The 11,164-nt window shown below is 48.7% G+C and carries 13 protein-coding genes and 1 tRNA gene; 10 read left to right on the top strand and 4 right to left on the bottom strand.

Going from position 1 to position 11,164, the window contains the following annotated elements:
• Positions 1–342: 342 nt before the first annotated feature.
• The 7 genes from ACGHTT_RS08940 to ACGHTT_RS08910 all read left to right on the top strand — a co-directional run bounded on the left by ACGHTT_RS08940 (position 343) and on the right by ACGHTT_RS08910 (position 5,592).
• Positions 343–3,096 (top strand): Rne/Rng family ribonuclease, encoded by a 2,754-nt coding sequence (locus tag ACGHTT_RS08940; RefSeq protein ID WP_390594795.1) that lies wholly within the window; start codon positions 343–345, stop codon positions 3,094–3,096.
• A gap of 143 nt (positions 3,097–3,239) precedes the next feature.
• Positions 3,240–3,327: transfer RNA gene (locus ACGHTT_RS08935), tRNA-Ser, on the top strand.
• Between the two features lie 198 nt (positions 3,328–3,525).
• A complete protein-coding gene (locus tag ACGHTT_RS08930) occupies positions 3,526–4,191 on the top strand; it encodes a Bax inhibitor-1/YccA family protein (protein ID WP_290263038.1) in 666 nt (221 codons plus the stop codon).
• A gap of 59 nt (positions 4,192–4,250) precedes the next feature.
• Entirely contained in the window at positions 4,251–4,637 is a 387-nt protein-coding gene (gene tusD, locus ACGHTT_RS08925) for a sulfurtransferase complex subunit TusD (protein WP_390594794.1), read from the top strand.
• A gap of 3 nt (positions 4,638–4,640) precedes the next feature.
• Positions 4,641–4,991: a sulfurtransferase complex subunit TusC gene (gene tusC, locus ACGHTT_RS08920; RefSeq protein ID WP_390594793.1), complete on the top strand. Its 351-nt coding sequence runs from the start codon at positions 4,641–4,643 to the stop codon at positions 4,989–4,991.
• Positions 4,991–5,281 (top strand): sulfurtransferase complex subunit TusB, encoded by a 291-nt coding sequence (gene tusB, locus ACGHTT_RS08915; RefSeq protein ID WP_390594792.1) that lies wholly within the window; start codon positions 4,991–4,993, stop codon positions 5,279–5,281. The genes tusC and tusB overlap by 1 nt, the downstream gene beginning before the upstream one ends.
• Before the next feature lie 2 nt (positions 5,282–5,283).
• Positions 5,284–5,592 carry a TusE/DsrC/DsvC family sulfur relay protein gene (locus ACGHTT_RS08910; protein ID WP_390594791.1) on the top strand — a complete coding sequence of 103 codons (309 nt, stop codon included), beginning with the start codon at positions 5,284–5,286 and terminating at the stop codon, positions 5,590–5,592.
• Positions 5,593–5,611: 19 nt separating this feature from the next.
• Here the strand turns inward: ACGHTT_RS08910 and ACGHTT_RS08905 are convergent, their stop codons facing one another.
• Positions 5,612–6,019, bottom strand: a complete 408-nt coding sequence (locus tag ACGHTT_RS08905) for a secondary thiamine-phosphate synthase enzyme YjbQ (protein ID WP_390594790.1) — start codon at positions 6,017–6,019, stop codon at positions 5,612–5,614.
• A 200-nt stretch (positions 6,020–6,219) separates the two neighbouring features.
• Here ACGHTT_RS08905 and trmA point away from each other — a divergent pair, with 200 nt between their 5' ends.
• Entirely contained in the window at positions 6,220–7,320 is a 1,101-nt protein-coding gene (trmA, locus tag ACGHTT_RS08900) for a tRNA (uridine(54)-C5)-methyltransferase TrmA (RefSeq protein ID WP_390594789.1), read from the top strand.
• Here trmA and ACGHTT_RS08895 read toward each other — a convergent pair.
• Both ACGHTT_RS08895 and rmuC read right to left on the bottom strand, forming a co-directional pair.
• A complete protein-coding gene (locus ACGHTT_RS08895; protein ID WP_390594788.1) occupies positions 7,289–7,756 on the bottom strand; it encodes a DUF2489 domain-containing protein in 468 nt (155 codons plus the stop codon). The genes trmA and ACGHTT_RS08895 overlap by 32 nt on opposite strands.
• Before the next feature lie 28 nt (positions 7,757–7,784).
• Positions 7,785–9,353, bottom strand: coding sequence for a DNA recombination protein RmuC (gene rmuC, locus ACGHTT_RS08890; RefSeq protein ID WP_390594787.1), 1,569 nt, complete (start codon positions 9,351–9,353; stop codon positions 7,785–7,787).
• A gap of 124 nt (positions 9,354–9,477) precedes the next feature.
• On the opposite strand from rmuC, the gene ACGHTT_RS08885 reads away from it, so the two are divergent.
• Entirely contained in the window at positions 9,478–9,912 is a 435-nt protein-coding gene (locus ACGHTT_RS08885; RefSeq protein WP_390594786.1) for a hypothetical protein, read from the top strand.
• A 126-nt stretch (positions 9,913–10,038) separates the two neighbouring features.
• A complete protein-coding gene (locus ACGHTT_RS08880) occupies positions 10,039–10,329 on the top strand; it encodes a hypothetical protein (RefSeq protein ID WP_390594785.1) in 291 nt (96 codons plus the stop codon).
• Between the two features lie 67 nt (positions 10,330–10,396).
• Here ACGHTT_RS08880 and ACGHTT_RS08875 read toward each other — a convergent pair whose 3' ends face one another.
• On the bottom strand, positions 10,397–11,020 hold the full coding sequence (locus ACGHTT_RS08875; RefSeq protein ID WP_390594784.1) for an NUDIX domain-containing protein: 624 nt from the start codon (positions 11,018–11,020) through the stop codon (positions 10,397–10,399).
• Positions 11,021–11,164 lie beyond the last annotated feature (144 nt).

The following is an 11,164-nucleotide window of genomic DNA, read 5'->3' as shown; positions in this document are numbered from 1 at the left end:
CACTATCAGCAGGGACGGAACGCAAAACCAGCCGCACTAGGCCAATCGCCCAGACGCCTGACAAGCCCCCCTCTTGTGAAAACACTGATAGCGTCAGCAACCGAACTGACATAAACGCAATGGATGAACTCTGAGTTTTTGATGAATACAGGTACACTAAGCAACCTTTATAGCAACATCGCGCAGCCCCATTTGGGTTTGGCTTGTTGCTGCCTGTTGCCACCTGATTCAACCGCCGACTTTGCGAGCCTTCACTAGGTAGCGCAAGGGCCTTAGGCGGCCAAACAGTTTTACAGTCTGCTTTACAGCAACTTTGAATGCGCCCTAAAACTTAGGCACAGCATGAAAAGAATGCTCATTAACGCAACGCAACCTGAAGAGTTGCGTGTTGCACTGGTCGACGGCCAATGGCTGTATGACTTAGATATAGAAAACCGCAATCGCGAACAAAAGAAAGCCAACATCTACAAAGGCAAAATTACCCGCGTAGAACCCAGCCTTGAGGCCGCCTTCGTAGATTACGGTGCCGAGCGCCACGGATTCCTCCCTCTGAAAGAAATCTCGCGTGACTACTTCAGCAAAAACTCGAAAGACGCTGACGGCCGCATCAAAATCAAAGACGTATTAAAAGAAGGCCAGGAAGTCATCGTTCAGGTCGACAAGGAAGAGCGCGGCAATAAAGGCGCCGCACTCACCACCTTTATTAGCTTAGCTGGCCGCTATTTAGTTTTGATGCCAAACAACCCGCGCGCGGGTGGCATTTCACGTCGTATCGAAGGCGAAGAGCGCGCCGAACTGCGCGATGCACTGTCGGATATCGAAGTACCTTCGGGCATGGGCATTATTGTTCGTACCGCGGGCATTGGTCGCAGCGCACAGGAACTGCAGTGGGATTTAGATTACCTACTCCAACTCTGGTCACAGCTTTCTGCCGCGGCGGAAACACACAAGGCGCCCGAGTTCTTATTCCAAGAAAGCAATGTCATCATTCGCGCCATTCGCGACTACTTGCGCCAAGATATAGGCGAAGTAATCGTCGACAGCAAAGAAGCTTACGATTTAGTTACCACCTTCATTCAACAGGTGATGCCAAATTATCAAAGCAAAATTAAGTATTACGAAGACGACATCCCACTGTTCAACCGCTATCAAATCGAAAGCCAAATTGAAACAGCATTTGAGCGTGAAGTTAAACTGCCGTCTGGCGGCTCGATAGTTATTGATCCCACCGAAGCTCTGGTGTCTATCGACATCAACTCATCGCGCGCCACCAAAGGCGGGGACATCGAAGAAACAGCACTGCAAACTAACCTCGAAGCAGCCACTGAAATTGCGCGCCAACTACGCCTGCGCGATATCGGCGGCCTAGTGGTTATCGATTTCATCGACATGCAATCCGCTAAAAACCAGCGCGAAGTTGAAAACCGCGTACGCGAATCACTCGAAATGGATCGCGCCCGGGTACAAGTGGGCCGTATTTCACGCTTCGGCTTGCTCGAAATGTCGCGCCAGCGCCTGCGCCCATCGCTCGAAGAAACCATGTCGAAAGTCTGCCCGCGCTGCTCAGGTCAGGGCACTATTCGCAGCACCAAATCGTTAGCACTGTCTATTTTACGTTTAGTAGAAGAAGAAGCACAGAAAGAACGCAGTGCAGAGATTCGCGCCATAACGCCGATCTCTGTCGCCACTTACCTGCTCAATGAAAAACGCAAGACCATCAGCAAGATTGAAGCGCGCAATAACATTCGCGTCTTAATTGTGCCCAAGCCCGAACTGCAAACTCCGCACTTTGAAGTTCAGCGCCTGCGCGATGATGATGAAGGCACATTGGAAACCAGCTATAAAATCTCGTCACCAGCCGAGCTAATAGAAGCTGATGCAGATATGAAAAATGCTAAGCCTGTTGCCCGCGCTGCGGTTCAACAAGTTGCGCCCAGCCAACCAGCGCCTGCGCCGGCGGCAGAGCCCAGCATTATTTCGCGCTGGATAGCAGCTATTTTGGCGCTTTTTGCACCCAAACCTAAGCCTAAAAAGAGCAGCAGAAGTCAAAGCGACAACCGCCGCACACGCGGGCGCAATCAGCAAGGCGGCAATCGTCGTCGCCCCCGTCGCAACGAGGAAAACGATAGCGCCGACAAAGCCAAAGCTGACAAGCCGGATAACAAGCGCAATCAAAAAAATGACGATAACACCGACGACAACAATGACGAACAGCGCGGCAACCGTCGCCGTCGCCGTCGCCGTCGCAGCGGTGAAAACACCAACGAAGGCGAAAACGCGGCACCGCAGGTGACGCCAAGCAACCAACAGAACGATAACAGCAGTGACAGTAATGACGACAGCGATGATCGCCCTTCGCGTCGCCCAAGCTCTCGCACAGGCCGTAGCCAGCAACGTCGCCGCGGTCGCCGCAGCGAGCAAGTAGAGCAGCTCGAAAAAGACAACGAAGCCGCTAACACCGCGCCTGAATCCGACAGCGCCCCAGAGCAGACTGAAACTAAGCCTGCACCGAAGCGCGAAAGATCAGCGCCCAAGGCTGCAAGCGAGGAAGTAACACAAGCTAAAACACTGGCACCAGAGCAAATGGAAGTAGCAACACCTGCACAAGTGGAAGCTGCCGCTCAAACTGAGCCTAATCCTGCCGCGCACAGCACCCCTGCGACTGAAGAGCTAAAGGTCGTCAAGTCTGAAGCACCTGTGGAGAACATCCAAGCAACAGCGGATGCAAGTCCAACACTGAAAGAGACCAAGGCCGAAGACGCTGAAGTTGAAGCAGCAGCTGAAGTTGAAGCGGCAGTTACTGCAGCGCCGAAAGCGGCCCCAGCAATAAAAGCGGAAGCTAAGCCGGATGCTGATCAAATCATTGAAGCTAAGACAGAGGAAGCCGCTAAACCCGCCTTTACTCGCCCAAGTAATGACCCGAGAAGCAATCCTAAGCCCGTCGCTCAAGTTCAGGTAACAACGCAGACGCGCCAAAAGGTTCTCGGTCGACCGCTCAATACCGCGTTACCAGCGCCTATTGACCGTGCGCCGAGAGAAGTATCGCGCCCAGCTAATGACCCACGCAACAAACGCGTCGAAGAGACGTCTGAGTAATCTCAGAAGCACCAGAAAGGCCAGCATTTGCTGGCCTTTTTTTATTCCTGCTCAGAAAAGAGTCAAACACTAAATATTTAATTAAAATAAATACTTAGAGGCTTGCGATCAGCCAAACTCTATGTATAATTTGCGCCTGTTGCGGAAGGGTGGCAGAGTGGTCGATTGCACCGGTCTTGAAAACCGGCGATGTGCGAGCATCCCAGGGTTCAAATCCCTGCCCTTCCGCCATTTATTCCCCCACGCAAGCCCATCCTACGTCGTCTTATTTCACAACCAACCTCACCCTGAACTTAATTGCAAAATCAGACTCTAAGCAGCATTGAAATCTATTTCGGGTGGGTGATATAACGTCATCATCAGTCCTCTTGCTTTTACAGTAAGTGTTTGTAAGATAGCGAAAGAATTCATTTAACCACGGAGAAGTTTATGCAAGAGCTTTATAGCCAAACGGAACGCGCCCAAGCGCATAGTGAAGAGGTCAGCAAAGTACTGCGCAATACCTACACACTACTTGCAATGACTTTTGCTTTCAGTGCCTTAATGGCCGTAGTTGCCATTGTTGCCAATGTTCCCTACATGGGTCTGTGGATGCTACTACCTTATGTGGCGTTCCTCTGGCTCACAGAAAAGAACAAGAACAGCTCAATGGGCATTGTCTGGGTATTTGCTCTGACCGGATGGTTGGGCTTTACTGCCGGTCCAATTGTTGGCATGGTCACAGCGGCTGCCGGCATTGAACCCGTGCTTATGGCGCTAGGTGGCACTGCACTGATATTTTTCGGCCTCTCTGGTTACGTGCTCACCACGCGCAAAGATCTTTCTTTCATGTCTGGGTTTTTAATGACCGGCCTGTTAGTCGCCTTTGTTGCGGGCATTGCCAACGTATTCCTAGGCATTTCAGGTTTAGGCTTGGCCGTTTCGAGTATGTTTCTGCTACTGTCCTCAGGCGTTATCGCTTGGTACACCAGCGTGATTATTCACGGCGGCGAAACAAATTATATTTCTGCGACTGTGACTCTTTTCGTCGCTATCTATAATATTTTCATGAGCCTGTTGAGCTTAATTATGAGCTTCACCGGTGGTGACGACTAATTGTCGCATCAAGCACCAAATAGAGCCCCTACGGGGCTCTTTTGCTTTTAGGAACTCGCATGAATTATGCGCTATTGAATTTAGCCTCACCCAGCCAGAGCGGCTGCGAATCGGCCTATCAATTTGCCTGCGCACTGGTCGCTGCAGGTCATCGCGTTTCGCGTATCTTTTTTTATGGCGACGGGGTTTACCAAGCTAGCCTTTTGCAACAACCACCCCAAGGTAGTAATCCAATCCACCAGCGCTGGGCCAAATTTAGCAAAGAGCACAACACCGACCTCGTAGTGTGCATTGCGGCTGCGCTTAAACGCGGCGTTTGCGATCACCAAGAGGCCCAACGCTACAATTTACCCGCGTCCAATTTAGCGCCAGGCTTTTGCCTTTCCGGATTGGGACAATTGGTAGACGCGTCCGTCAACACAGACAGAGTCATAACTTTTGGGTAGGTGATGAAAACCATTTTATTTTTATTTCGCCACTCTCCTGCGGCGGGCGACTACGCCAAAGAAGGCCTGGATGCGCTTCTAGCAACGGCGGCCTTTGAACAGAAAGTCATACCTGTTTTTGTTTCCGATGGCGTTTTTCAGCTAAACACAAGCATGGCACTTAGCACCATTGGTCTCGCCAATATCGAAAAACAGTTAAGCGCCCTACCCCTATACGACATCGAAACGCTTTATGTACACAAACCATCTTTTGAGCAACGAGGAGCTACCACAAACCGTGCCAACATTCAGTGGCTAAGCGACGAAAACCTCAGCGATTTAATTGACCAAGCCGATCAGGTGTTAACTTTCTGATGACAACATTACACATAGTGAGCAAATCACTCGCGAACGCGGATGTTCAAATCGCACTGGTAACAGCGCAAAAAAAAGACGCCATCGTTTTAATTGGCGATGCCGTTTATGCATTGTTCGACAAATCAACTATTGAGACCAAGGCAAAGATTTTCGCCCTTAGCCCAGACCTTAATGCCCGCGGTTTAGACATCAGCACTGACACCATTCAAACAATTGTAGAACTAGTGGACTATGCAGGCTTTGTGAAATTAACCGAAAGCCACCACCCAATCGTTAGCTGGTATTAAGCATGCGTGAAGTCGATAAAGATGGTTACTTGATCAATCTCAAGGATTGGAGCCCAGAAACAGCGGAATGGCTTGCAGCGCAAGAAAAAATCACACTAACCGACGCACATTGGGAAATTATCTATTGCTTGCGCGATTTCTATCAATCCTATGAACTATCGCCAGCCATGCGACCTTTGGTCAAGCATGTCGCAAGTAAACTGGGAGCAGACAAGGGGCGCAGCCTATATTTAATGCGACTGTTTCCGGAAAGCCCTGCGAAAATCATCGCAAAAATTGCGGGCTTACCACGACCAACAAACTGCCTGTAAATTCAGTTTACAATAACAACTAAGCCGACAGATGTACGACAATCTCTCGCTGCTGTCGACCATGACGATGCTCCCACAAATACACGCCCTGCCAAGCACCAAGCGCTAAAACACTGTCAACAATTGGAATACTGATACTTACCGCGGTCAACATAGTCTTAATATGGGCGGGCATGTCGTCACGCCCCTCGAGAGTATGCGTATATAACAGGTCGTCTTCGGGCACCAAGCGGTTCAGCCAAACTTCTAAATCGCGCCTAGCACTCTCATCGTAACTTTCCTGTACTAACAAGCTCGCGGATGTATGACGAATAAATAACGTACACAGGCCGTCACCCGAAAACTCACTCCGAATAAGCCGTGTTAGTTGATCAGTAATAACATGCAATCCCTGACCATCGGTATCAATAGCGAGCCTAGCAATCATAGATACACCTAAATCAAAAGATGACTGAAAACATACCTAGCTGGAACAAGGTTAGCTGCAAAACAGGAAACGAATAACTCAGCGTGGAATCCTTGGTTAAGTAGTTTAAGCCAATTAAGATGACCACAAAAGCCGATAAACGTTAATAGATTAGCCATTGTGGGATATAATGCAGCTTTTACCGCAAGGTTTTGACGTCCATGGCTATCCACCAAGTTGCTCCAGACACTTACGAGCAACAGCTTGACCACAAGCTCGAACATCTAAAGCAGCAATTCTCCGCACTTAGTCTGCCAGAAATTGACATTTATACATCCCCGGTCAGCCACTACCGTCAGCGTGCGGAATTTAAAATTTGGCAAGAGGATGGGCGTGCGCACTACGCCATGTACGAACCTGGTGAATATAAAAAACCTTATATCATTTCCGACTTTCACGTAGGTTCCGAACGCATCAATGAGTTGATGCCAGCCTTGCTCGAGGCCATAAATAGCAACGACCTATTGCGCAAACGATTATTTCAGGTTGAGTTTCTTACCACCAAAAGTGGCGAAGCACTTATCACTCTGATCTACCACCGCCCACTCGATGAGGAGTGGCTGTCTGTAGCTCAGCAACTGAAAGCCCAATTACACGCGGACATTATTGGCCGCTCGCGCAAGCAAAAGCTGCTGCTCGACAGAGACTTTGTTATTGAAAAGCTTCAGGTAGACGGGGCCGAGCTGACCTACAAACAAGTAGAGGGCAGCTTCACTCAGCCCAACGCCCATGTCTGTGAGAAAATGTTAAGCTGGGCCAATAAACATACCTGCAATGCAGCCGGTGATTTACTCGAACTCTACTGCGGAAACGGTAATTTCACGGTGCCCTTATCCCGACACTTTAACAAAGTGCTAGCCACGGAAATATCTAAAACCTCGGTCGAGGCGGCAAAATACAACTTTGATCATAATGCAGTTCACAATGTAGAAATCGCGCGTATGTCGAGCGAAGAGTTCACCCAGGCTATGGATCAAGTAAGACCATTCAGGCGCTTAAGTCACATCGATCTGGGCAGCTACCAGTTCTCCAGTATTTTTGTCGACCCACCTAGGGCTGGGCTGGATAACGAAACGTTAACATTAAGCCAACGCTTCGAAAATATCATTTACGTATCTTGTAATCCCGACACTCTATTTGAAAATTTAACCAAATTAACGACCACGCACCATATTGAACATTTTGCCGTTTTTGACCAATTTCCCTACACGCACCACCTAGAGTGTGGTGTCATTTTACGTCGCCACTCACTTGGTAGCTAATCAGTGTTTGCGCCGACGCCAGGATAAAATCTTTATACTTAGCCTCTGAGCTAAGGCGATCTTTCTCCAGTCGTTTTTGATCGGCTTTAGAAAGCGCCTGCCAGTCGGCCATACGCGGAATATGCAAAGTTTCATCGGTCAACTTATAAAGTGCCGCGTGCTCCTTCCTCGCTGACGCCCCCTGTCCCAATACATCAAGAAGCGCGGTAATTCTTACCGCGGCTTCGGTATGAGACAACTGATCATCCAGCACCCCCTGAGCTAAAATACGAATACTAGCTACCCGCTTCTCTTTCTGATCGAGCACAAAAGCATCTAGCTCTGCCAACTTTTCACCCTGTTCACGCTGTTGTTTTTTAACCTGCAGCAAGAGATAAGCTGCATAACCCGCCAAGGTCAGAACAATCAAGACTGCCGTCACCAATAAAAGCATCATTTACTCATACCCACTTTACCAATTTCGTTTAAAGTTCAGCCGTATCAACATCGGTTAAATACTCGCCGTCTACGTCATCATCATTTTCAACGTCTGTTTCGCCGATTAAAACCTGATCAGCGTTATCCAAGGCGGCATTTACCAAATCGCCTTTTAATTGTTTCTTGGTTTTAGCGCCAAGCTTGCGAATATCTTCCACCCGCTTAATAAGATTGCCTTTACCTGCCTTCAATCGATTTCTGGCAAGCTCGTAAGCTTCTTGGGTCCGACCCAACGCCTTTCCAATATCGTCGAATGACTCAAGCATGCGCACGAATTGGTCATAGAGAGCCCCAGCCTGAGCCGCAATTTTCTCAGCATTTTTATTTTGTTTCTCATAGCGCCAAATATTCTCCACCGTACGCAAGGTTGCTAACAGCGTGGTTGGGCTAACCAGAATAATATGCTTGTCGTAGGCATCCCTAAATAGTGCCGCATCTTCTTGCAGTGCCAACATAAAGGCCGCCTCAATGGGCACGAATATAAACACAAAATCCAAGGTTCGAACGCCTTTTAGATTTTCATAGTCCTTAAAGCTAAGACCGTTGATATGATTACGCAGGGATTGAATATGAGCCCGTAAATACTGAGCGCGATGAACCTCGTTGTCAGCGCTGCAAAAGCGCTCATAGTCTACAAGGCTAACTTTGGCATCGATAATAATATCTTTATTCTCGGGTAGCCGAACAATGACATCAGGGTTTCTGCGCGACCCTGAGTCGGTTTTGAGGCTAACCTGTGTTTCATATTCGCGGCCCTTCTGCAGGCCAGACTCTTCCAACAAGCGCTCCAGTACCACCTCGCCCCAATTCCCTTGCATCTTGCTATCGCCTTTCAAGGCATTGGTTAAGTTAATAGCATCTTGACTGATTTTCTGAGTTTGCTTTTGCAGCTCTGTTATCTGGCCCACTAGGCGATTTCTATCCGCCATCTCTTGCCCGTAGACATCATCGACTCGCTTTCTAAAATCACCTAGCTGCTGACGCAAAGGCGATAAGGTTAGCTCTAATGACTCTTTGCTCTGCAAACTAAAGCGCTGTTGCTTATCTTCGAAAATACGATTTGCCGTATTTTCAAACTCTTTGACCATTGACTGCTTTGCCTCAGCTAACAACGCTAACTGTTCAGACATTCGCTGTTGTTGCTGCTCTAGCTGCGTGCTGAGCCGTGCATTGTCCTCCTTGGCCTGATGTGCTAACTGTTGATATTCACTGGCCTGCTTTTTAACGAGATCAAACTCCTCAAGCTTTTGAGTCGCGACGGCATGGTGTTGTTGTAAATCGTTAAACGTAGATCTCACTTCATTAAACTGAGCTTCCAACCCTTCTTTCTCTTGCGAGTAGCGCATCAACTCACGATTCGCAAAATTAAGATCGGACTGCAAACCATGGGCCCTGAGCGAAAACTCAGCATCCATTTGCTGAACCAAAGCGTTATGCTGCTCACGCTCCTGCGTCTGTCGACGCGTCAAGAGCCACCAAACGAAAGGTACGAAGACCAGCGTACTGACCAAAAAACCTAGTACAAAACCGACACTATGCGCTGTATTTATGATCAATACCGAACTCCATTATTTACCTGTTGAAAATGCTCTCTAGAGCAGCCCTTAAGCGTTTGTTATGATGCCCTACAATTGTAAAAACTGTACTCGCTCAAACCTTGTCTCTCTTTGGCCTCACACTATGACCACGAGCACTCAAAGCCTCTCCCCCGCAATCAGTAAAAAGATCACCGACTTGTGCTCAACAGGCTACGTTCACTACGACGCTCAGGATTTTGAATTAGCACTTCGCACATTCTACCAAGCTTGGGTATTAGTTCCCAAGCCACAAACTCAATTTGCCGAAGCCGGCTGGATACTCACAGCCTTGTGCGACGCTTATTTCAGGTTGGCGCGATTACCGCAAGCGTTGGAGGCGGCTAACTCAGCACTATTTTGCCCCAAGGCCGAACAAAACTATTTCGTGCTATTTAGGAAGGGTCAAATAATGCTCGATCAAGGTGAGCTGGCTAAAGCGAGGGCTATATTGCACAAGGCTTACAGTCACGGTGGCGCCGCCCTATTTGAGCAAGAAAACAGCAAATATAGAGAAGCGATTGACGACCTGATCAACTGAAATAGAATCCTGAACATTTATAACCCATAGTTTTAAGCAGAAACGTCCACCTGTGCTAAATTTAGAGTCAACGCCGTTTGGATTAACCAACCAACCGCGAGTTAAGACCACCATTAGGAACGCACAATGAAAAACCTATTTATCGCACTTAGCTTTACCGGCAGCCTACTTTTTGCACAGGCAGCCCTTTCTTGCACTCGGCCAACGGCACCGGAAATACCCGATCCAGCCACGGCGGTAACCCCACAAATGATTAAAGCTAAAAACGACGTACAAGCCTATGTCGATCTTGCTGAAAAATACTTGAAATGTAACATCAGCACTGCTCAGCACAACTCCATGGTCGATGACATGAAGGAAGTGGCAGACAAATTCAACCAAGCCGTTCGAGACTATAAAGCTCGCATGGCTGGTTAAGCGGTTTGCGCAGGCCGGTCCTTAAGCCGCCTGCGCTTTTCTATTCGTGAATATTCATCCGATTTGTCTAGTCGACCTGCCAGCGCTCAATTCGGTAGCCACTCGCCGAACCTATCGTTAAATAACGCCCACCTCCGTCGACCTTCAATATTGGGCAAACACTCTTCAAGGACTCGGCGCTAAGTTGCTTTTGCACCAACTCAATGTTGGTAAATGGTGTCAACCAATCCAGAATCGCCAGCGTTGGAAACATTAACTTTATCTCCCCCTCAAGGTGCAGATTCACCGCCGTCTCGGGCCGAACCCATTGGGCCGATACGATTTCTAGGCCGTCGCAATAAATCTCATCGGGTTCTGCAATAGCGACATAAAACCGGGTCAAATAGCGCCTTTTTAAAAACGCGGGTGCTCGCCACTCGCCTAGGAACTGAAGCTCATCAAGGGCTAATGACAATGGGACCCCTTGGCACACCTCTTCGGAAAATTCGCGCATCGCCGCGCGCCTAAAGGCACCGTCATCTGCGGCCTGCACTTCGCCGTCACTAGGTTCAAGCGCACCACCGGGAAATACGTGATGACCTGGTGCCAAGCTCAAGCCTTCAGCGCGCTGCGCCAGTAATACTTCATAACCTTGATCAGCATTGGCGCGCAGCGCTATGAGACAGGCCGAAGGTTGCCATGGATCAGACATAATGCACCGTAAAATAAAAACTGATCGTGTGTCTGTAAAAACCTACCTAGCGCAAGGATGCACACTCAAGGCGTGTCAATTTGCAGTAAACTGCCCCACTAAAACCCTCCTAAAGCAGTAAACTATGCAAAATTGTCGAAGAGC

It is taken from the genome of Simiduia litorea, from assembly GCF_042853465.1.
GTDB lineage: Bacteria > Pseudomonadota > Gammaproteobacteria > Pseudomonadales > Cellvibrionaceae > Simiduia > Simiduia litorea.
Note: the sequence above shows the minus strand (reverse complement) of the source record. Positions and strands in the feature narration are given on the sequence as shown.

Excerpts from the sequence above, each read along its gene's own strand:
- ACGHTT_RS08940 (WP_390594795.1), top strand. The coding sequence starts at position 343 with ATGAAAAGAATGCTCATTAACGCAACGCAACCTGAAGAGTTGCGTGTT.
- ACGHTT_RS08930 (WP_290263038.1), top strand. The coding sequence starts at position 3,526 with ATGCAAGAGCTTTATAGCCAAACGGAACGCGCCCAAGCGCATAGTGAA.
- tusD (WP_390594794.1), top strand. The coding sequence starts at position 4,251 with ATGAATTATGCGCTATTGAATTTAGCCTCACCCAGCCAGAGCGGCTGC.
- tusC (WP_390594793.1), top strand. The coding sequence starts at position 4,641 with ATGAAAACCATTTTATTTTTATTTCGCCACTCTCCTGCGGCGGGCGAC.
- tusB (WP_390594792.1), top strand. The coding sequence starts at position 4,991 with ATGACAACATTACACATAGTGAGCAAATCACTCGCGAACGCGGATGTT.
- ACGHTT_RS08910 (WP_390594791.1), top strand. The coding sequence starts at position 5,284 with ATGCGTGAAGTCGATAAAGATGGTTACTTGATCAATCTCAAGGATTGG.
- ACGHTT_RS08905 (WP_390594790.1), bottom strand. The coding sequence starts at position 6,019 with ATGATTGCTAGGCTCGCTATTGATACCGATGGTCAGGGATTGCATGTT.
- trmA (WP_390594789.1), top strand. The coding sequence starts at position 6,220 with ATGGCTATCCACCAAGTTGCTCCAGACACTTACGAGCAACAGCTTGAC.
- ACGHTT_RS08895 (WP_390594788.1), bottom strand. The coding sequence starts at position 7,756 with ATGATGCTTTTATTGGTGACGGCAGTCTTGATTGTTCTGACCTTGGCG.
- ACGHTT_RS08885 (WP_390594786.1), top strand. The coding sequence starts at position 9,478 with ATGACCACGAGCACTCAAAGCCTCTCCCCCGCAATCAGTAAAAAGATC.
- ACGHTT_RS08880 (WP_390594785.1), top strand. The coding sequence starts at position 10,039 with ATGAAAAACCTATTTATCGCACTTAGCTTTACCGGCAGCCTACTTTTT.
- ACGHTT_RS08875 (WP_390594784.1), bottom strand. The coding sequence starts at position 11,020 with ATGTCTGATCCATGGCAACCTTCGGCCTGTCTCATAGCGCTGCGCGCC.